This window comes from Streptomyces rishiriensis (genome assembly GCF_030815485.1).
GTDB classification, from domain to species: Bacteria; Actinomycetota; Actinomycetes; order Streptomycetales; family Streptomycetaceae; genus Streptomyces; species Streptomyces rishiriensis_A.
Genome location: NZ_JAUSWV010000001.1, coordinates 14,166 through 32,943, shown reverse-complemented (window position 1 = coordinate 32,943; position 18,778 = coordinate 14,166). Strand labels below are relative to the sequence as shown.

At 68.5% G+C, this 18,778-nt stretch carries 21 protein-coding genes and 1 pseudogene; 14 read left to right on the top strand and 8 right to left on the bottom strand.

Annotated features, from left to right (window positions below):
* Positions 1-10 precede the first annotated feature (10 nt).
* Positions 11-748 (top strand): SDR family NAD(P)-dependent oxidoreductase, encoded by a 738-nt coding sequence (locus QF030_RS00175; protein WP_307160600.1) that lies wholly within the window; start codon positions 11-13, stop codon positions 746-748.
* A gap of 198 nt (positions 749-946) precedes the next feature.
* Here the strand turns inward: QF030_RS00175 and QF030_RS00170 are convergent, their stop codons facing one another.
* Complete coding sequence (locus QF030_RS00170; protein ID WP_444875784.1) at positions 947-1,810, bottom strand: helicase associated domain-containing protein; 864 nt, start codon at positions 1,808-1,810, stop codon at positions 947-949.
* A gap of 10 nt (positions 1,811-1,820) precedes the next feature.
* On the opposite strand from QF030_RS00170, the gene QF030_RS00165 reads away from it, so the two are divergent.
* Together QF030_RS00165 and QF030_RS00160 are read left to right on the top strand one after the other, a co-directional pair.
* Entirely contained in the window at positions 1,821-2,480 is a 660-nt protein-coding gene (locus QF030_RS00165) for a hypothetical protein (RefSeq protein WP_307160599.1), read from the top strand.
* A gap of 67 nt (positions 2,481-2,547) precedes the next feature.
* Positions 2,548-2,913, top strand: coding sequence for an XRE family transcriptional regulator (locus tag QF030_RS00160; protein WP_307160598.1), 366 nt, complete (start codon positions 2,548-2,550; stop codon positions 2,911-2,913).
* Between the two features lie 237 nt (positions 2,914-3,150).
* Here QF030_RS00160 and QF030_RS00155 read toward each other — a convergent pair whose 3' ends face one another.
* Entirely contained in the window at positions 3,151-3,339 is a 189-nt protein-coding gene (locus QF030_RS00155) for a hypothetical protein (RefSeq protein WP_307160597.1), read from the bottom strand.
* Positions 3,340-4,076: 737 nt separating this feature from the next.
* On the opposite strand from QF030_RS00155, the gene QF030_RS00150 reads away from it, so the two are divergent.
* From QF030_RS00150 to QF030_RS00140, 3 genes are all read left to right on the top strand, one after another.
* On the top strand, positions 4,077-4,298 hold the full coding sequence (locus tag QF030_RS00150) for a hypothetical protein (protein ID WP_307160596.1): 222 nt from the start codon (positions 4,077-4,079) through the stop codon (positions 4,296-4,298).
* A gap of 23 nt (positions 4,299-4,321) precedes the next feature.
* Positions 4,322-4,528 carry a helix-turn-helix domain-containing protein gene (locus QF030_RS00145; protein WP_307160595.1) on the top strand — a complete coding sequence of 69 codons (207 nt, stop codon included), beginning with the start codon at positions 4,322-4,324 and terminating at the stop codon, positions 4,526-4,528.
* Positions 4,529-4,633: 105 nt separating this feature from the next.
* Positions 4,634-5,050, top strand: a complete 417-nt coding sequence (locus QF030_RS00140; protein ID WP_307160594.1) for a hypothetical protein — start codon at positions 4,634-4,636, stop codon at positions 5,048-5,050.
* A gap of 243 nt (positions 5,051-5,293) precedes the next feature.
* Here the strand turns inward: QF030_RS00140 and QF030_RS00135 are convergent, their stop codons facing one another.
* Together QF030_RS00135 and QF030_RS00130 are read right to left on the bottom strand one after the other, a co-directional pair.
* Positions 5,294-5,620 (bottom strand): hypothetical protein, encoded by a 327-nt coding sequence (locus QF030_RS00135; protein WP_307160593.1) that lies wholly within the window; start codon positions 5,618-5,620, stop codon positions 5,294-5,296.
* Between the two features lie 552 nt (positions 5,621-6,172).
* Positions 6,173-6,454 (bottom strand): annotated as a pseudogene (locus tag QF030_RS00130) (hypothetical protein); the annotation flags it as partial.
* Positions 6,455-6,608: 154 nt separating this feature from the next.
* Between QF030_RS00130 and QF030_RS00125 the strand changes: the two are divergent.
* The 3 genes from QF030_RS00125 (at position 6,609) to QF030_RS00115 (ending at position 9,887) form a co-directional block, all read left to right on the top strand.
* Positions 6,609-7,229, top strand: coding sequence for a hypothetical protein (locus tag QF030_RS00125; protein WP_307160592.1), 621 nt, complete (start codon positions 6,609-6,611; stop codon positions 7,227-7,229).
* Between the two features lie 684 nt (positions 7,230-7,913).
* Positions 7,914-8,758, top strand: a protein-coding gene (locus tag QF030_RS00120) for an IS5 family transposase (RefSeq protein WP_373428714.1) whose coding sequence is annotated in 2 segments (ribosomal slippage) — positions 7,914-8,270 and positions 8,273-8,758 — 843 coding nt in all. Because the reading frame shifts where the segments join, the coding sequence is not laid out codon by codon here.
* 76 nt (positions 8,759-8,834) lie between these two features.
* Complete coding sequence (locus QF030_RS00115) at positions 8,835-9,887, top strand: hypothetical protein (protein ID WP_307160591.1); 1,053 nt, start codon at positions 8,835-8,837, stop codon at positions 9,885-9,887.
* A 107-nt stretch (positions 9,888-9,994) separates the two neighbouring features.
* On the opposite strand, the gene QF030_RS00110 is transcribed toward QF030_RS00115, so the two are convergent.
* Positions 9,995-10,345 (bottom strand): hypothetical protein, encoded by a 351-nt coding sequence (locus tag QF030_RS00110; protein ID WP_307160590.1) that lies wholly within the window; start codon positions 10,343-10,345, stop codon positions 9,995-9,997.
* A gap of 456 nt (positions 10,346-10,801) precedes the next feature.
* Here QF030_RS00110 and QF030_RS00105 point away from each other — a divergent pair, with 456 nt between their 5' ends.
* The 4 genes from QF030_RS00105 to QF030_RS00090 are packed head-to-tail and all read left to right on the top strand — an operon-like array spanning position 10,802 to position 13,872.
* Positions 10,802-10,990, top strand: coding sequence for a hypothetical protein (locus QF030_RS00105; protein WP_307160589.1), 189 nt, complete (start codon positions 10,802-10,804; stop codon positions 10,988-10,990).
* The gene (locus QF030_RS00100; protein WP_307160588.1) at positions 10,987-11,826 is read left to right on the top strand and encodes a hypothetical protein; all 840 of its coding nucleotides are present in this window, start codon (positions 10,987-10,989) and stop codon (positions 11,824-11,826) included. Before QF030_RS00105 ends, QF030_RS00100 begins: the two co-directional genes overlap by 4 nt.
* Positions 11,823-12,755, top strand: a complete 933-nt coding sequence (locus QF030_RS00095; protein ID WP_307160587.1) for a DUF6895 family protein — start codon at positions 11,823-11,825, stop codon at positions 12,753-12,755. Before QF030_RS00100 ends, QF030_RS00095 begins: the two co-directional genes overlap by 4 nt.
* Positions 12,756-12,771: 16 nt before the next feature.
* On the top strand, positions 12,772-13,872 hold the full coding sequence (locus QF030_RS00090) for a serine hydrolase domain-containing protein (protein WP_307160586.1): 1,101 nt from the start codon (positions 12,772-12,774) through the stop codon (positions 13,870-13,872).
* Positions 13,873-14,056: 184 nt separating this feature from the next.
* Here QF030_RS00090 and QF030_RS00085 read toward each other — a convergent pair whose 3' ends face one another.
* On the bottom strand, positions 14,057-14,908 hold the full coding sequence (locus tag QF030_RS00085; RefSeq protein WP_307160930.1) for a replication-relaxation family protein: 852 nt from the start codon (positions 14,906-14,908) through the stop codon (positions 14,057-14,059).
* 372 nt (positions 14,909-15,280) lie between these two features.
* Between QF030_RS00085 and QF030_RS00080 the strand changes: the two genes are divergently transcribed.
* Positions 15,281-15,598 carry a transposase gene (locus QF030_RS00080; RefSeq protein WP_307160929.1) on the top strand — a complete coding sequence of 106 codons (318 nt, stop codon included), beginning with the start codon at positions 15,281-15,283 and terminating at the stop codon, positions 15,596-15,598.
* A 56-nt stretch (positions 15,599-15,654) separates the two neighbouring features.
* Here the strand turns inward: QF030_RS00080 and QF030_RS00075 are convergent, their stop codons facing one another.
* A complete protein-coding gene (locus tag QF030_RS00075; RefSeq protein ID WP_307160585.1) occupies positions 15,655-16,179 on the bottom strand; it encodes a hypothetical protein in 525 nt (174 codons plus the stop codon).
* Positions 16,180-16,646: 467 nt separating this feature from the next.
* Positions 16,647-18,731 (bottom strand): hypothetical protein, encoded by a 2,085-nt coding sequence (locus QF030_RS00070; protein WP_307160584.1) that lies wholly within the window; start codon positions 18,729-18,731, stop codon positions 16,647-16,649.
* Positions 18,732-18,778: the final 47 nt, after the last annotated feature.

Sequence of the window (18,778 nt, the reverse complement as noted above, 5' to 3'; positions counted from 1 at the left end):
AGGAACGACCATGACCGAATTCACCGGAAAGACAGTCCTGATCACGGGCGCCGCAGGCGCGCTCGGCCGGGCCTTGGTCGACGCGTTCGCGAAGGCCGGGGCCAACACCGTGGTTGCCGCGCGCCGCAACAGCGAGCAGATCGCCGCTGAAACCGCCGGCGAAGCGCTCGGCGTCGCTCTCGACGTCACCAGCGAGAACGCGTGGGCGGACGCCGTCAGCGCTACCGAGGCCCGCTTCGGCGGCGTCGATGTACTGATCAACAACGCCGCTTACCTCCAGGTGGGCACCGCCGAATCCATCGCCATCGACGAATGGCGAAAGGTCATCGACACCAATCTCACCGGTGCCCTCCTCGGCATCCGGGCCGTTGTCCCCTCGATGCGCAGCCGCGGCGGCGGCTCCATCGTCAACATCAACTCCATCGCCGGCCTCGCCGCAGCCCCCGGCTTGATCGCCTACAGCAGCAGCAAGTGGGCCCTGCGCGGTCTGATGCGCGCAGCCGCGGCGGAACTCGCACCCGACAACATCCGTGTCAACGCGGTCCACCCCGGCATCATCGACACGCCGCTCGCCTACGGTCCCGACGGCAGCGAACTCGTTCCCACCTCGAGCTTCGCCATCCCCCGACAGGCCAGCCCCGACGAGATCACCGAATTTGTCACTTTCGTAGCCTCGGACAGGGCGAGCTTCGCCACTGGCGCAGAGCTCGTTGTCGACGGCGGCTTCACCCTTGGCCCCATCAAGTAACTCCCCAGCGCGACGTACGGCCTGCCCCTGTCTCACCGAGGACAGGAGATGCCTGTCTAGGTCACCAGTCGAGCGAAGCAAGGTGTTCGGGGTTCTTGAAGTGCTCTCCCGGCTGAAGCGGGAGGGCACTTCAATGTCCCCTGCGCAGCGCGTCCGGCACCCCACCGGCTCAACCAGGCGCGGCTCACCCGTACGCAGCTACGCCCAGCGCATCCCGATCGCGGACAGCTGCTCGATCCGCTCTGGCGTGAGCGTCGCGGCCCTGCTGCGCTGATTGCCGATCCAGGCCCGCAGCTTGTGCTCTCGCTGCTCCTGGTCCTCGCCGACGATCCGCTCGACGTGCTTCCTCGGGACCTGAAGGTGTCCCTCGCGCTCGTAGAACTGTTTGGCGGCCTGGTAGTTCATGGCCCATTTGTCGGCCTGCGTACGGCGCGGCGGCGGCTTCTCGTCTTCGGTTGCGGGCTCGATTCCGAGGACCTGTTCGCACATCCACTGCTGCACGGTCGTGAGCTGGTCCCACGCAAGCCGCACCGACTGCACCCACCGCCCGAGGTCCTCGCCCTGGCGCAGGACTTCGCCCGCCTCGGTGGGCAGCGCCTCGCCCGCGTCCAGGTGCATCCGCACCAGGTGCAAGCACCGCTGCCACGTCACCGGCCACGACGGGCACCAGGACGCGTCGATCTCCTCCAGCTGCTCGCGCCGCTCGTCCGACAGCGCCCCGGCCGCCGACTCCACGGGCAGCCCCTCCGCACGCCGCTGCTCGATCTCGGCAGCCTTCCGGGCGGCGGCCCGCGCGTTCTTCAGAAAGATGCCCACCTTCGCGCCCTGGTAGGTGGCGTCCAACGGGGCCAGGAGGTGGCCGTGTTCCGCCGCCCACCCGCGCGCGGCAGACAGGCCCTCCTCCCACGCGACGTCAAAGTGCGACCAGACCATGCCCAGCTTCTCCAGCTGCGCGATGCGGTCATGGTCCATGTCGCCGCGGGCGTAGAACCTTCTGGCGTCGGCGATCCATTGCCCCAGTGGGAACCCGGTGAGCGCTTCCATGAGTAGTTCGGCGGACACAGCTGAGACCTTGGCCAACTCGCACGCCCGGGCGGCGGCAGAGGCGGCACCGGGTCAGCTTCTGCGCCAGGCCAAGCGGCTGCTGGACCAAGCACAGAAGCTCGTGGACCAGGCAGTCATCGCCGAGAGGATGAAAGACACCTCATGGGAGACCATCGGTGAGGTGCTTGGCGGAGTGACCAAGTCCGCTGCCCAAAAGCGCTTCGGCCCACGAGTCAACGATTGGGGAGACAACCCCAGAAGGCTTGCGGCCCTCGGCAATATCGGCTTGCCAAAGCGTGAACTCGACTTCGGCGTGGCTTACGCGCAGTTGGAGGACGAGTGGAAGGCTGCCGGGGAGATCGTTGCGGCCCAGGACCTGCTTGCCAAGCTCACCAACGCTACGACCGCCCTGTCGGGCGCCAACGCCCACCGTGAAGGCCCAAACGCTGAGTGGCACGGGGACCACATCTTCGTCTACGCCAACTCGGATCGGTCTCCGGCGGTTCCGCTGCCCAGCTGGGTGCTTGAGGCCACACCTCATGCAAGTGCGGTTGGGCCATGTTCCACCCCCTTGAGGTGGGCGCTTCATGATCAGCCTAACGGCATGAGCGTAGACGTGCGATTTGTCACGATCGAACAACGCGGCGAGAATAGAGGCAAAGGTGTGGGCATACTGGGCGGCCAATGAGGCGGCGAGAACCCCTTGAGAGGCGCCACCAGGCTGTTTGTAGCGCGTCGAACGGAAGAAGCTCGCTATGAAGCTTGAGGACAAGAAAGCCCATGAGCAGGCCATGAAGACAGCGATCGACGATATAGCCCAGTTCCTACAAGAGGTGCTGGGCCAGAAGCTCACGGCGATCGTCGCCGGGGTGACTGACCGTGGGACCGTCGGCCGTTGGGCTAACCGTGTGAGCGAGCCCCGACCGGATTCGGATGCGAGGCTTCGCGAGGCTTACCGCATCTTCCATCAGCTTCAGGCGCATGACAGCGCCGATGTTGTGCGGGCCTGGTTCGTCGGCTCCAACCCTCATCTCGACGACGAGTCGCCCGCTGTGGCACTGAGTAAAGATCGGTTCAAGCAGGTGTCAGCGGCGGCACGCGCGTTTGTGGATGCTGGCTGACAGGCTTGGACTGGCGCTATTTGCGCGTCCACGGCGCTGGCCGCCAGTCAGTCGGGCCGCGCATCGAACGACGGCATGCGGGCGGTGGTGTAGGCCGCGGTGTCCGGCCTTCTCATGCAGCAAGGACACATCGTCACAGCGGCGGAGCACGACGGCATCCTCGTTCTGGCGCCCGCCGCGAGATCAATCGGTCAACGCTAGGTGCTCTTCGAACACCGGCCGGGGCGGCGGGAGGGGTCAGGGGTTGGGGTGTGAGGCGGCCTTCAGTGTCCAGCCGCTGCCGGTGCAGCCGTCCTGCACGGGCGGGAACCGGTGCCCCTTCACGTCGGTGCTGTAGCGGTGGCTCTGCCCGCAGTCGCACTCGTAGATCCCGGAGGTCGGCACGATCTCGCCCGGATGGAAGACCTTGTCACTGTCATCGCTCATACGACCTGTGTACGGCGCGGGCGGGGGCCCGGCGACTGGAGCGCAGCTTCCCGGGTGGCGGGAGAGGCCCCGGGGCCGGGCAGACCGTTCGGGGCCCCTCGTCTGCGTACGCGTCCGGAGGGGGAGGGCGTCCTGTACGCGTCGTCGTGCCCAACGCCGACGGTGGGAGCAGGAGCGGGATCATGATCCACCACGGGGTGTCCGCGAGGGCCGAGCTTCCGGCGGCGAGGCCGGAGAGAAGGCTGGGCAGGGTCGGGGCGTTCATGGTCGGCTCCTGGCGGGGTGCGGTGAGCAGGGCGTGGGTGTGTCACCGCTGGTGGTGGCGGGGGCGGGGGACAGCACCGGATGCGGCAGCAGGTGGCAGGCATGGTGGCGGGGGCGGCGGTTAGCCGCGCAACCCCGCTCGGTGGGCAGCACTTTCGCCTGCTGTGCGGGCGCATTCGATAGCTGCGAGCTGCAGCTTCCTGGCCGCGCGAGACCTTGAATCCGTGTTCTGCGACGGATAAGGGAGTCGGTGACCTGTCGGCGGGGCCGGCGTCGAAAGCTGGCGCGGCGACGGCGGCGCGTTAGGCCCTCGCGGTGGGTCTAGTGAGTCGATTGCCCGCCGGTTCCTGGAGGCGGGGTGTGCATCCTGCGCCGGGGCCGACTTAGCTGCGCAACCTCGCCTGTCCAGCCGTGCCTGGCGGTGCCGAGTGTGTCGCTTGGCAAGTAAATCGAACAAGCGATCTAATACCGGTATGGACGGCACCGACTTCCCCCACGACCTGCTGCAGACACAGCACGCCTGGAACGCCACCTACCGCGCGCTGGCCGCGCCCCGGCCCCGCAATGTCACGGCGCTGCGCCGCCGCCTGCTCCGGCTGTCGGTACGCCTGTGGTGGCACCCGTACTGGACGCAGGGACCGGCCGGCAGGGAAGAGCTGCGACGCCAGGGCCGTGCGCTGGAGCGGCAGCGGTGAACCGGCGGCCACAGCATCTGACGGTGCGGGAGGAGGAGATCCTCCGTGCGATCCGCCACTCCATCCGGGACCGGGGTGAGGCGCTGTCGGTACGCGAGCTGGCGCGGGAGCTCGGGCTGCGCAGCCCTGCGTCGGTGGCCTATCACCTGGCGAACCTGGAAAAGCGCGGGGCGCTGACCCGCGACGGATCGCTTTACCAGCCGTCACAACCAGTCATGGCCTCGGCTTGACAACGACATTGGGAAGTTTCTGATCCCAGGTGTGTCATTGAGCCAGGTCAGGAATCGAACGAAGCCGTGTCGAACGGCGTTGACTCGTTCATTAGAGTTAGCCGCATGGACATGCGGAGGATCGTCGCGGTGCTGGCCGAAGAAGCCGAGCAACAGATCCATGACCAGGTCTGGGAGCTGGCTCCGAGCGATCGTGCTCTCGCTCATGAGACTGAGGCTGGCCTGCGCAAAGTTGTCGGGCCGCCGGATGTCCAGGAGGCAATGCCGCAGATCGACCGGCTCGAACACCTGCGGGAAACGCTCGCCGTTCTGGCGATTTCCCTCGCTCGCACTCACGGCCGCCTGGCCTGGTTCCTCTCCGGTGCCATCAACGCGCTCGAACCGGTTCTGCGCTGGCGTGCCCTGCCTGCTGATCGTGGTGGCACCTTCGGCACTGTCCTTGCGCGTCCTGAGGAATACACGGAGGCGGAGGAGGCCGTCCGCCGAATCCAGGACGGCCTAGCGCGGATCGCTGCCGGGTAAGTTGGCCCGTGTTCAGGGCCGCGGTACCGCCCGGGCAAGGCCAAGGTGATGGCCCTGACCTTGAGAACGATCAGTCCCGCTGGGCTTCGCGGGATGTCGGCTGTCCGTTTCTGCGGACCTCGGAGCAACCCGTAATGTGCCGGCGCTGTCACCACTGGGCTGTTCCGCCGCCGGATGCGTGCCGCAACTGCCTGGCCTGGGGGCCGCGCCCCGGCGCCGGTTGTGCCAGGGCTGCGCCGCCTGCTACCGGCACACCACGCGCGGTGCCTGCACGGTGTGCGCCCACACGGCGGTCCTGGACGGGGACGGGATCTGCCGACTGTGCCGCAGACAGTAGACCTCGAGCGCGGTCTTCTTCGCCGCGGCTTCTGGGTCCGCCGGCGCCGTCGACAGGGGCGCGGCTGACGCAGTGAGGGTGGGGGCGGTGGACTCTGCCGTGGTGGTGTCGTTCCCGCTGCTGCACCCGGCCAGGGCCGCGCTCGCGCAGAGTACGGCCGTCAGGGCGGTGAGGCGGGTGCGGGTGCGAAGTGCTCCGATGGCTAACGGTCCGGTGGTGGATTGTCTGGTCACGTTCCCTCTCCGTCATGACACGGGTGTGGTGCACGTGTGCAACCGCAAGGCTACGCATATGCCTGCCAACTCCCCAAGGCGCTTCCAGAGTTGATCGGTGGGCCCGGTCGATGCCCGCGCCTGCTGCTGGTGTGAGCGGTGTGCTGCGCAGCGGGGGCCGGTGGGCCAAGGACAGTGCGCGGCCCAGCGTTGATCGGGGAGCGCTGCCCGCTTGTGACGGGCAGCCGCCTCGCGGCGAGAGGCCCCGGACCGATGACTGCGCAGCCGGCCCCGCGCCGACTGCGCAGGACGGGGCGGCGGGCGGCGGGGGCATGCGCAGTCGGTCCTCCTGTGCAGTCGGGCCGGCGGTGGCGGCGTACTGGTGTCCTGGCTGTGCGCAATGGTCTGCGTAACGCTGTGACCTGCGGTGGTCGGGCCTGTGGTCGGGGTTCCGGCCCTGTGGTCGTGGGTATTGCGCAGACCGCGAACGGGTGCGCAATCGCCCGCTGGACCCGTTTACGGTGTCTGCGGGTCCAGCCGGCCGACCCGGTGCTCGGGATCGCGGACGGGTAGTCAGCGTTTGACGCGGTTGCGGATCGCGAGGACGGCCAGGCCCAGCAGGACGGGTTCGGTGAGGCGGGATGTCATCTCGATGTAGGTGCCGGTGGTGGTCAGGTCCTGGCCGGAGGAGCGGAACACCACCGAGTTGAGGGTGACGTTGAGGGCTTTCTCGAAGCGTTCGCCGGTGAACCGGTTGCCGGTGGGGTTCTGGGGATCGGTCTTGTCGATCTCGAAGGTGACCTTGCCCCCGCCGGCCGGGACGGTGCCGGTCGCGGTCTGTTTCGGGGTGTCCTGGCTCTGCGCAATGGTCTGCGCAACGCTGTGACCTGTGGTGGCCGGGCTTGTGGTCGGGGTCCCGGCCCACCGTGGTCGGGCCTGTGGTCGGGGGGCACTGTGCAGAGCACGAAACCGATGCGCACCCGCACGTCGGCTGTGGCAAGGTGCCCGCATGTCCAATCCCGTCGCCTACCCGGTCTTCCGGACCAGTGATCCGGTCCTGGCGCTGCGCGTGGCGCGGCAGCTGGTGGGAGTGGGCGACCGGCAGTGTGCGGAGGTTTCCGTGGACGTCGAGTTGCGCACCGTCGCGGAGGTGTTGCGGTTGCGCGAGGCGCTGTCGGACGCGTGGTTTCGGAAAGAGGATGCCGAGGACTGGGTGCGGGATCCTTCTGACCCGACGGGTCTCCACGTCGGTGTCCACACACCCGAGCTCTCCGGTGATCCGGACTTTCTTGCTGCGCACCTGCCGCTCTGGGCATCGATGCAATACCGGCCTGTGGACAGCATCGAGGAGGAGTTTGCAGCTGTGGTGGGATCGAACATCGGTGAGATCTGGTGGTCCGGCCTGGTCTGGCCTGACGTACCAGGGAGCGGCATCCACGGCGAAGCCAACAACGCCCGCGTTTCCTTGCTGTTCAACTGCCGCACCACCGACCTCGACGAACGCTCCGGTGACCACAATGTGCTCATCCACGTGCTCCGCAGGAGCAGTGACCAGGAGGCTGAGGAACGACATGCCTCCTGGTTGGCAGCGCAGATCGGCCAGTGCGTCATCGGCCCACGACAGGAGTAGATCCACCGCGGCTGGCCATGTCAGGGCGATCATGCGACCGACATCCCCTGCCCGTGCCCGCCCGACGCGGGCCGCTAGTCTGCGCAACGCGCTGACCTGCGGTGGTCGGGCTTGTGGTCGGGGTTCCGGCCCCGTGGTCGGGTCTGTGGTCGGGGGCATTGCGCAGACCACGAACGGGTGCGCAATCGCCCGCTGCGCACCGCCTACGGCGCGTCGGTTACGGCACCTGTGGGTCCATCCATCCGATCCGGGCGTTCCGGGTCCCGTATGGGGCGCCCGCAGCGCACGGCCTACATCACCACCGCCAACATCGCGGCAACGACGGTGACAGCGGCGACAGCGACTATGACAGCCCGGCCGGTCCGAGACGGCAGCAGACCAGTGACACAGTCACGCTCCACGGCACCGTGCTTCACATCGGGCGCGGAGTCTAGCCAGTAGGCGTCCAGCAAAGCTGCAAAGAGCACAGCGTCGTCACCGTGATCATCCACGACCTGGATAACGACTGATCATGGAATCAGAAACAGCCGCGCAGAGCCCGGTGCGCGTGACGCCATGGGGTATGGCACGACGGCAGCCGTGCTCAGCCGGCCCTCATTGCGCAGTCGGCGGGGCGGTGGGCGAGGCACCTGGGACCGGGCGTCTAGGCAGTTTCGTTTGGATCAGTGGGACGTTGATCTGGGCATGTCGTTGACTGACGCCCAGTGGGCGCGGATCGAGCCGTTACTTCCGGACCGGAAGCCGAAGAGGGGTGGCCGTTGGCGGGATCACCGTGAGGTGATCGACGCGATCGCCTTCAAGTTCCGGACGGGAACCCAGTGGGTCCATCTGCCGGAGAAGTACGGGAACTGGCGAGGCGTCTACAACCGACTGCGGATGTGGGCCGTCGATGGCACTTGGGAACGGGTGTTCACGGCGCTGATGACCCAGGCCGACGCCGACAAGGAGCTTGACTGGGTCGTCTCGGTGGACTCCACAATCGTGCGCGCTCATCAGCACGCCGCAGGGGCCCGCAAAAAGGGGCCCCTGCGGCCGAGCCGCACGACCACGCCATCGGGCGGTCGCGCGGGGGACTTACAACGAAGATCCATCTTGCCGCCGACGGCCGCTGTCGTCCCCTCGCGTTTGTCCTGACCGGCGGTCAAGCGGGCGACGCACCCACCTTCATGGACGTCATGGCCAGGCTCCGTGTACCGCGTCGCCGCGGCCGGCCCCGAACCAGGCCTGACGTAGTCATGGCCGACAAGGCGTATTCCTCCCGCGCGATCCGCGCCCACCTGAGCAAGCGCGGCATCCGCGCGGTGATCCCCGTTCCGGCAGATCAACGTGGCCATCGGCTGCGGAGGGGCCGCCGGGGCGGGAGACCGCCAGCGTTCGACCGCGAGACCTACAAGCAGCGCAACACCGTCGAACGGTGCATCAACCGCCTGAAGCAGTGGCGCGGCATCGCCACACGCTACGAGAAGACCGCGACCATATACCTGGCCGGACTCCACATCGCTGGCATCTCCCTCTGGTCCGCCTGCTGACATAGGGAAGCTGTGCGGTGTCAGCTGACGTAGATCGGTACCCCCATTGTCAGACGCTGCTGGCAGCATCCCTGCCATGAACGCCATCTTTACCACCCCGCCGCGGCTGTTCGACGTCACCGCGCTCTTCCCTCAACTGGCCCCGCTGGCACGCACGGCGACCCGGCTGCACCCGCGGCCGGGGTCGCCGACCGTGCACGACAGTTCCGTCGGCGGGCCGCTCCTGTGGCCCGCCGACGAGCCGTGGCCCCACTGCGTAGAGCCGCACGACAGTGAAGCGGCAGACGAGATGCACTCTCCGGACGAGATCCGGATCCTGCGTCGCATCCATGCAGCAGCGGCCGAGCGGCGGCTCCGCGACCCCCAGGCACCCGCGATCACGCCCGAGGAACGGGAGATCGAGCAGCGGCTCCGCGAGGGCCACCCGTGGTTCGACGGCCCGATTCCCATGATCCCCGTGGCCCAGCTCTACGCCCGCGACGTCCCTCTCCCGGCCAGCCCTCCCGGAGCCGACCTTCTCCAGGTCCTGTGGTGCCCTTGCGACCACGAGGAGTTTGCACACCCCCGAACCGCCCTCTTCTGGCGTTCCTCCGCCTCCGTCACCGACGTCCTCGAGGCCCCGCCCGAGCCGCCCGTGATCCAGTTCGACTGGTACCTGCCGGAACCGTGCTTGCTCGCACCGGAACAGATCACCGAATACCCCAGCCCCCTGGAGCTGAGCAAGGAACTGCAGCAGCAGTTGGGCGACGTGAACCTGTGGGAGACAGCCGGATTCGCGTGGGACAGCACCGGCGCGTTGGATCCGCAGGAATTCTACTTCCGCAACCTGTGCCACGCCCCCGGGTGGAAGACCGGCGGCTGGACCCGCTGGGGCCTCACCGACCCCATGCCCCGCCCGTGCCCCGAATGCGGCACCGAGACGACCCCGCTCCTCACCATCGCGTCCTCGGAATGGAACTCCGGCAGCAAGAGCTGGATGCCCGATGAGGAACGGACGAGCCCGACTCCGCTCCTCATCGGCACCCCGCCCTCGAACTTCACTCTCCTCGACATCGCCGGCGCCTACAGCCTGCAACTCCACGTCTGCCCTGCGTCCCCGGAGCATCCCCACATCGAACTGGTCCAGTGAGCCCTCGCGGAAGTTCTCCGCGCCGACGCGTACGCCGCGACCGGCACCGCGATCGACTCTCCAGTCAGTAGCCTTGGCCAACTACCAGATGATCCAAACGACGGGCCCTAGTCCAGGGGCTGGCACACCTCGCCGCGGCGGCGCGCATCGAGCAGGAACTGCAGCCCGGTTTCGGTGACCGTGAGGGCGTGGCTCACCCGCAGCCGCGCGGCGACCGGATCCGACACCAGTCTCGGCGGCCGTCGGCCACGCAGCTCCGGCCACTCCCCGGCAACCCGCACCCCGTACTCGGTGGCGAACCACACCCTGCGGCGCCCCGCCCGCGGCAGGGTGATCCGGTCGACCAGGCCCTCGGCACGGAGCTTGGCCAGCGGCCGCAGTGCGACAACACCGCTCCCGACCGGGCCGATATCCCCGCCGACACCCCGCCCGCAGCGGCACGTGACCCGTAGTCTCACGCCAGCATCACCGCAGGTCACCAACAGAAAGAGGGGAAGCGGGAAGGGACGGGTGGGTGGGCGCGCGGTCGGGGGATCGGCGCGGCTGGACGTTGCCGGCGCGTCGGCGGGGCTTCCGCGCAAGGCCATGCAGGTCCTGGTGCGGCTCCGAAAGGCCCGAGAGAGTCTGGGGTTTGCACGGTGCGGAAGCCTGGGTCGGCCAGCGGCTCGTCCACGAAGTGGACCCAGAGGTCCCCGCTGGCCCCCGGCCAGGAGTACGTGCGCACCCGATGGCCCTCGGCACGGTACAAGGTCATCGGCCTCGCGGAACGCGATCCCGCGGCGAATCGCGTTACGGCTGACGAGGCGATTCCCGAGAAGCCGTCGTTCACCCGTTCGGGCGTATGTGAGTGCGGTGGGGAGGCGTCCCGTGCAGAGGATGGAATTGCAGGTGTCGACCTACTGTGAGGAGTGATCATGACAGTCGCGACGTTGCAGCGAACCGGTCTGGTCCTGGATGCGGAACTCGTGGAGGCGGCGATGACGCCTTCTGAGGCGGAGGTGAGCGGTGCTCCGCTGCCCTCCGTCGAGGGTGATGGTTTGGGGCTCCTGGCTCTGGTTCTGCTCCTCTCTCCCAAGGAGCCGAAGGAGCCCCGGCGCCGGTGACCACTGAGGTACTGCGCGATGCGCACAGCGCGTCGGCCGAAGTGCTGGCAGGCGGTGCTCTCGAAGTCCTGCGGGGCGGCGGGGGCACCGCCGTCGTGGCGGCGCATCTGCGGGCGGGGTCGCAGGAGGATGTCCCTGCCGTCGCAAGGGGCGCGGGGGAGCGGGCTGCGGTGCCTGGTGTTGCTGTCGCGGCGGGTGCGGTGCGCATCCTGGGCGCGGACGTCCTGGCTCCGTACCTGTTGGCGGGCGGGGTGCTGCTGCCGGAGGAGTCGGAGGCGGTTTGTCTGACGCTTTCGGCGCTGCCTCCGGCGCCGTCGACGCTTCCCGCCCCTCCGCAGGGGCCCGAGCCGGCGTGGGTCAGGGCCTGGATCGACTGGGGTCTGGTCAGTGTTCTGGCCCGCCTCGATCCGGCCGCCGCCTCCCTGCCGCTCTCCGCTCCGCCGGGGCCGCCCCGGTGTGATGAGGCCGCACCCCGTCACAGGCCTGCCTCCGGTGAGCCCGGAAACGGGGGGTGCGGGGAGGGCTGGGTGCCGTGGTCGCTGCGGATGGGCCGGCTTGCCTCGCTCGCCCTGCCCGGCCTGGACGGGCCCGTGCACCAGGCCGCACGCTCCGGCGTGCTCGCCCTGGCACGCGGAGCCACGCGCGCGCTTCTGCGTCAGGACTACGCCACCGCCGCCCGGTTGGTCCGCTGGCTGGCCTGGCTCACCGCAGAGGGCGTCACGCTGCCCCTGGACCCGTCCCTGCTGACCAGCGAAATCGCACTGCGTGGCGGCGGCGAGCGCTGCATGCTGGACGCCGCGATCGCCTGCCGCCTGCTCGGGCTGGAGAGCGCATGAGCACAGCCCTGGCCCAGGCCGCCCACGATCTCAGCTCCCGCGCCCTGGGCTGGCTGCACACCCACCGCCACCGGGGCGCGCTGAAGGGCGAGAGCATCACCGGGAACATGAACGCCTACAAGGTGCTGATGGAGACGGCAATGGCCGCCTCCCTGGTCCTGCGCGACGGAGCCGCCGGCAACCGCGAGCAGGTCCTGGCCCGCGAGTTGATGAAGTACTGCTGGACGCAGATTCAGGACGGTGACCTGCTCTACCAGCGGCAGCTGCACCATCCCGTCACCACCGACGCCCTGGAGGGGTACGGCCACTTCACCCGGGCCGGCTACCGCCATCCCGGCCTGGACCGGCTCGCCGCCCAGATGGCCCGGACCGGCACCGCACAGGCGGTCGAGCATGTACCCAACCGGCGTCTCGCCGTCGCCAACGCCCTACGCCTGACCGGCCACGACCTCAGCGGCGGCCCACGGGACTGGGAGCAGCTGACCCGGGCCACCTGGCTCGGCAGCACCCCGCCCCCCTGGTACATCGACTGGATGACCGGCTACGCCGTCACCCACACCGTCTTCCACCTCACCGACTGGGGCCGGCGACCGGATGGCCTGCCTGAGGATGTGGCCAGCTACCTCGCCCGCTGGCTGCCGGTCTGGACGGACATCTGGACGGAGAACGGCCAGTGGGACCTGGTCGGCGAACTGCTGATCATCAGCATGTGCCTTCCTCAGCCCGTGCTCGACGTCTCCGACTGGCAGCACCTGGCACAACTCCAGGAACCTGACGGTCTGCTGCCACGGGACGGCCAGCCGGTCGATGAGGATCCCGCCACACGTTTCGAGGACCACCAGCACCCCACCATCGTGGCCGCCATCGCCGGAACCATCGCCCTCAACCGCGTCCTGAACGGAACCGTCATGGGCCTGCAGCACACCTGAAAGGACAGGGGCACGCATGACCGTCTACACCTCCGGCACCTGCCCGAGCGGCCCAGTCGATGAAGTACACAGCACGCTCGACCCCGCTACGGTGCACCGGGCGACGCGCACCCTGCTGGGCGCGGCACCCGGCGCCAGCACGATCGTCATCGGCCTGCACCATCAAGGCCGGCGCGCCTTCGTGGCCCGGGGCCGCACCACACATGCGGGAGGACCACCGGCCGATACGGGCACCCGCTTCGAAATCGGCTCCCTCACCAAAACCTTCACCGCCCTGCTGCTGGCCGAGCAGGCAGCCCGTGGCGAGCTGCAGCTCCACGAACCACTCGCCCGCCACCTCCCCCGCGCAACAGCACTGCCCGCAGGCGGTGAGGACATCACCCTCACCCACCTCGCCACCCACACCTCCGGCCTTCCCCGGCTTCCCCCCGGCCTCTTGCGCAGCGCCCTTCCCCGCACATTCACCAACCCCTACGCCGCCTTCACCACCGAAGACGTCCTGCACGCCTTGACCCGCACCCGTCTGCGAACCGCCCCCGGCACCCGGGTCCGGTACTCCAACTTCGGCCTCGGCCTCCTCGGCCACGCCCTCACCGCAGCAGCCGACCACACCCCCTACCCCGCACTCCTCAACACCCGCGTGCTGCACCCCCTCCACCTACGCGACACGGACTGCGCCACAGCCACGCGCCCAGGGACCACCCAGGCCACCGGCTACCGCCACCACCGAACCCGACCCCCCTTCCACATCCCCGGCCTGCCCGCCGCAGGAATCCTCCGGTCAAGCGCCCGCGATCTCCTCACCACCCTCGAGGCACTCCTCGACCCCGCTGCAGCCGGAGCGCCACCCACCCTCACCACCGCCCTCCGCGAAGTCCTCCGCCCCCGGCTTCACACACCCCGTAACACCGGCCTGTCACTGGTGTGGAACATCCGCCCCCGCACCGACGGCTCCACCCTCTACCACCACTCCGGCGGCACCTGCGGCTTCACCGCCTTCGCCGGCTTCAACCCCCACCACCGCACCGCCCTGGTAGCACTGGCCAACACCGCTCCCGGGCGCGGCAACAGCCTCATCCAAGAGGCATACAACACCCTGACCGGCCTGCACCGATAGGACTTGCGCAGCCGGATCGGCGGTGGCGGCGTACTGGTGCCCTGGCGTGCGCAATGGGCTGCGCAACCCTGTGACCTGCGGTGGTCGGGCCTGTGGTCGGGGTTCGGAACCCTGTGGTCGGGCCTGTGGCCGGGGGGCATTGCGCAGACCACGAACGGGTGCGCATTCGCCTGCTGCGCACCGTCTACGGCACTTGTGGGTCCATCCATCCGACCCGGCGTTCGGGGTCCTGTACGGGGTGCCAAACAGCTGCGGCGGGTCCGTGCTGGAGGAGGTCGGTCATCGGCGCGGCGAGCACGTTCACTTCCCGCAGGAGCAGGGCGACCGCGAGGTCTACGTCAACCGCCGCGTGCAGGGCACGGATGCGGTTGTCGGTGCCGACGGGGCCGGTGCCGTCCAGGACGAACAGGAGCCGTGGAAAGAGCGGGTGGTGCTGCCGCCATTCCTCTTGGACCGCCTCCACGGTGCGGCGCCGGCCGACCGGCGCGGGTGCGTACTGGTGGAGGCGGGCGTAGGCGCGGAGCTTTGATACGAGGCGTTCGGGGCCCATGGTCGCCCAGTCGACCTCGAGGAACGCCCGCAGCATCGAACCCTCACCACCGTTCCGGCTGCCGCGCTGGTGGTAGAGCAGCGCGTCCGGGATGACCGCCTCGCCGCCCCCGATGGGGTGGTGGACTTCCGGGAGGAAGTCCAGGGGCCGGCACACCTCCCCGCGGCGGCGCGCGTCCAGCAGGAACTGCAGCCCGGTCTCGGTGACCGTCAGGGTGTGGCTCACCCGCAGCCGCGCCGCGACCGGATCCGACACCAGCCGCGGCGGCCGCCGGCCCCGCAACTCCGGCCACTCCGCAGCCACCCGCACCCCGTACTCGGTGGCGAACCACACCCGGCGGCGCCCAGCCTGCGGCAGAGTGATCCGGTCGGCCAGGCCCTCGGCACGGAGCTTGGCCAGCCTGCGCCTCGTCTGCTCGATCCGCACCTGCGGGGCGGTGATCAGATGCATCTGCTCGGTGGTCGCCATCCGGTACTGCACCAGCATCGCCAACGTCAGCCGGTCCCCGCCGTCGGCATCCCGACGGCAGCAGCTTCCTCACCGAACGGACCTACGGCCCGCTGGTGGCCGCGAACCAGAGGCGTGCGCTGGTGGCGTCCTTCGTCCGGCGCCAGCACGACTACCGCCCGGTCGCCGCATGCACGGCGGAGGCGGGGCTGGAGGACTGCCGCTCGCCCATCAGCTATCCGCAGCGCCGGTTCACCGATCCCGGGGAGCAGCGCAGGGTCGTCAACGCGGTCGTCGCCAGGGCAAGGACCCGACCGACAGAGAGGCGGCGGGCTGGCACCACGTGTGGCTGCACGTGGCCAGACCCCTCCCGGCACCCCACCGCCCTGACCGAAGGAAGAGCGGGCCGGCCTGAAGGACGTCCTGGCCCGCTGCCCCGAACTGGGCACAGCCTCCGGACACGTCCGCGACTTCGGCGAGATACTCACCGACCGCCTCGGCTGCACACTCCCCACCTGGATCGACGCGGTCGACGCCAGCCAGCTGCCCGGCCTCACCGGCTTTGCACTCCACCTGCTCCGAGACCTCGACGCCGTGACCGCCGGGCTCACTCTCGACTGGAGCTCCGGCAGCATCGAGGGGGCCGTCAACCGCATCAAGAAGATCAAGAGGCAGCTCTACGGCAGAGCAGGGTTCGAACTACTCCGCAAGATGATCTTGCTTCAGTGACTCTCCGCGACCGTGACCCCAGATGTTGCGCCAGAAACGCCTTCTGACCTCAATCGTCAGAAGTGCGGTCCGACAGTGGGGTGTGAGATCAAGGCACGGGCCACGACTTGCAGTTGTGCTTCCCATGCCGCCTCGTCGAGCCCCAGCGTGTATTCGATACAGCATGCGCAGGGCGGTAGTAGCGCCACGAATGCTTGCTCCGCAGCGGTCTCGACCTCCGTCTCCGACCACTCGTCCGATGCCAACTCGGCAAGATCCACCTCCCCGGCGGTGAATCGCGCGGCCAGCCTGCGCAGCGCGTACCGTTGGGCCAGGTGGTGATCGGGGAGCTTGATCCCCAATTCTTGAAGAGCCTGCTCGAATGTGTCACGGATGTCCCGGGGGTCCGCATGACGCGGCAGACCAGCGAGCTCGCACAGGGCCGGCGTGTCCATTCCAATTGCGACTGCCTGCGCAGCGGTCATCGGCAGGTCTTCCGGACACACCTGATCCGCCTGATACAGCCACGCTGCCTCCAGCAGGGGCGGATAAGCGCTGCTGACAGACCTGTCAGGCTCGGATGTGTCGTCTATCGCTGCCATGATTCATACGATGCCAGTACGGCTCGCGAGAGTGCCCGGAAATTTTGACTGCCCCGGCAAACCGCCCTGCGGGCTGACCCAACTCGTGCCGCCCCGGTGACACTCCGTGGCCGCTCCCCAAGATCTGTGCCAGAACCCACAACGCATCGACAAACGTTCTTGCTCGTGACCTACGCAACCACCACACAGAGCCCCTCCACAGGCAAGGCCGCCGAAGAGTTGAACCCGCAGCTGGGAGAAACCGCAACGCGGTCGCGGTGACATCACCCCACGGCGCCCCGAGATCTGCTTCAGGGTCCGGCGCGCCGTGCCTGTCCGGTCGATCCATGCGGCTGCGGCGGTCGGCCGCGCCCGCGTGGCGCGTCGGACGGAAGGCACACCGGGGGTCACTAGCCGAGGGTGCCTTACCGCGAGCGAAGAGCTATTCCTTGAGGTGAATCTGCAGGCGGCATCCGTATAGAGCCTAGCTAGGCCTGGTCGCCGCGTTGCTGTCTGCCTCTTGTGCTGGCTGGCCGCTGTACCCGCAGGGCGTGCGGGGTCTTACGTGCGGTCGGGAGAACGCCTGTCACGACCAGGCGTGGAATTTCCGTTGCGGTGCGGGCGTGGCTGAAGACCCAGATGCTGTCTTCGATGTCGCGGTAGCCGGCGGAGTGGTCGCTGGCGTCTCCGACGAGGAGGAGGGCGAAGGGGGGTCCGGTGGCGGTGTAGTTTGCGGCCTGAGCGAGGTAGTCCAGCCGAATGACGTCCTGGGTCTTCCACCCCTTGGTGCGCCATTTGATCTCGGCGACGAATCGGCTGCCGAGCTGTGGAGTGAAGATCACATCGGCACGACCGCTGGCCACGTCCCACTTCTCCCGCTCGATGCTTCCGGGCGGGAAGAGGGGGCTGAGGTGCTGGTGGAAGTCGTCCTGAAGGTTCTTTTCGTTCCAGGGGATGTCGACGTCCTCAGCGTTTTTGCGGGCCGGCCCGAGGTAGGCGGTGCGGTCGCCATAGAGGTTGGCTTGGGCGTCGAACCGGTCGTAGAGGAAGCGCAGGAAGTGCTCGAGAACAGTGGTGAAGTAGTGGCTGTCGCTGGGTTTCCAGGCCGGACTGGTCTTCATGATGTCGAGTAGCGCTACGAGGTGGGTATCGACGCGGGCGTTGCCTGTGGGGGTGAATCCCCGTGTGAGTTCGTCGGCACGCTGCTCAAGAAGGTCGAGATCGTGCGGGTCGGCCACGCCGTCAGCGTGGAAGAGTGCGGCAAGCGCTGGGCGGCCTTCCAGAAGTTTTCCCGGCACCCTCTCCTGAGGCGCTGCTGCGATGGTCGACTGCTGGCGCCGTCTTTGCACGGCGTCGTGTAGCGCCTGAGCGTCTGGGTGGCTGGTGAACTGGGGGTCGTGAGCGAGCGCCAGTTCCATTTGATGCAGGAGGCCTTCCCTGCGCACGAACGGAGCTTCCACGGTCGGGCTGATCAGAGCGGTGAGTCCTGGCGCGTCAGGTGCTGTGGTGAGGATGCTGCGGCTGGCGACGTAGATGTGCAGGAGATCGTTGAGGGCCGCGGCAGGGTTGTACCAGCTTGGCTGGTCGAGGTGCGTCTGAGCGATGGTCAATGTGGTGACGAGCCGTGACCAGGCGCTTTGGGCCAACCCTCGGGCGCTGAGCCAGTCGAGTTGGTGCATGCGGCCCGTCCAGGCCGCCAATTGCGCGGCGGTGGCGTTGAGATGGCTGGACGCCTCGGTGAGTTGCTGGCGGGCTCTGTCCGCGGCTGTCGGATTCTTCTCGAGGTCGGCGAATGCGAGGACCGCTGTGATGGCGGCTGCGTGGGCTCGGGCGTCCAAGCGTGCTTCGTGGGTGCGGTCGATCTCCGAGAACCGCATCAGGGCTGTACGTAGCTGCTCGTCGGCCGTACTGAGGTCTCCGGCTTCCAGCGCTGTTCGCTCGGCGGCCATGGCCAGCTCGAAACTTACGTCGGCCCGGCTGTCGGGGGTGAGGTCGGGTTGGTTCTCCAGAGCTCCTAGGACGTCCAGGAGGCGGTCGGTGTCGGCGAAGTGATCGCGGGCGATGCCGATCAGGACAGGTAGGCGTTCCAGGGCTTCGGCTGGCTCGGTGCCCGTGATCTCGGTGAGCAGAGCGAGTAGACGGTGCGGGTTGCCTCCTGCTACAGCCAGGCGCAGCAGGCCGGCGACGGCCGGCTGCGCGAACGCCGCGTCCGATTCGCCGGACAGCGCGTCCTCGGCGAGCGTCGCAAGATCTCTGAGGATCCGGCTGCCCAGGCGAGCGGTGAGATCGGGTTGGGTGCATACGATGTCCAGGGCGTCGGCCAGGACCCACGCCGAGTGGGGCTGGCGCAGCCCTTCGGCCGCAGCCGAGAGCAGCACGCGGGCTTGGTCGGCAGGAAGGCTGTCGAGGCCGCGGGCCACTGCGGTGAGGAGGTAGGGCAGTTGCGGACCGCTGGCCCAGGTGCCTGCCTCGGCCACGACGGCGTCTGCTCCGCCGAGGTCCTCCAGGAGCGGTCCGGCATCCAGTTCTTCGTCGCTCGCGCGGCTGGCCCAATCCTGCAGGGCCTGGTCCACGCTCGAAGCCACCGTCCCTCTCCCTTCTGCGTGTCACACGGGCCCAA

Excerpts from the sequence above, each read along its gene's own strand:
- QF030_RS00175 (WP_307160600.1), top strand. The coding sequence starts at position 11 with ATGACCGAATTCACCGGAAAGACAGTCCTGATCACGGGCGCCGCAGGC.
- QF030_RS00160 (WP_307160598.1), top strand. The coding sequence starts at position 2,548 with ATGAAGCTTGAGGACAAGAAAGCCCATGAGCAGGCCATGAAGACAGCG.
- QF030_RS00155 (WP_307160597.1), bottom strand. The coding sequence starts at position 3,339 with ATGAGCGATGACAGTGACAAGGTCTTCCATCCGGGCGAGATCGTGCCG.
- QF030_RS00150 (WP_307160596.1), top strand. The coding sequence starts at position 4,077 with ATGGACGGCACCGACTTCCCCCACGACCTGCTGCAGACACAGCACGCC.
- QF030_RS00140 (WP_307160594.1), top strand. The coding sequence starts at position 4,634 with ATGGACATGCGGAGGATCGTCGCGGTGCTGGCCGAAGAAGCCGAGCAA.
- QF030_RS00125 (WP_307160592.1), top strand. The coding sequence starts at position 6,609 with ATGTCCAATCCCGTCGCCTACCCGGTCTTCCGGACCAGTGATCCGGTC.
- QF030_RS00115 (WP_307160591.1), top strand. The coding sequence starts at position 8,835 with ATGAACGCCATCTTTACCACCCCGCCGCGGCTGTTCGACGTCACCGCG.
- QF030_RS00105 (WP_307160589.1), top strand. The coding sequence starts at position 10,802 with ATGACAGTCGCGACGTTGCAGCGAACCGGTCTGGTCCTGGATGCGGAA.
- QF030_RS00095 (WP_307160587.1), top strand. The coding sequence starts at position 11,823 with ATGAGCACAGCCCTGGCCCAGGCCGCCCACGATCTCAGCTCCCGCGCC.
- QF030_RS00090 (WP_307160586.1), top strand. The coding sequence starts at position 12,772 with ATGACCGTCTACACCTCCGGCACCTGCCCGAGCGGCCCAGTCGATGAA.
- QF030_RS00085 (WP_307160930.1), bottom strand. The coding sequence starts at position 14,908 with ATGCTGGTGCAGTACCGGATGGCGACCACCGAGCAGATGCATCTGATC.
- QF030_RS00075 (WP_307160585.1), bottom strand. The coding sequence starts at position 16,179 with ATGGCAGCGATAGACGACACATCCGAGCCTGACAGGTCTGTCAGCAGC.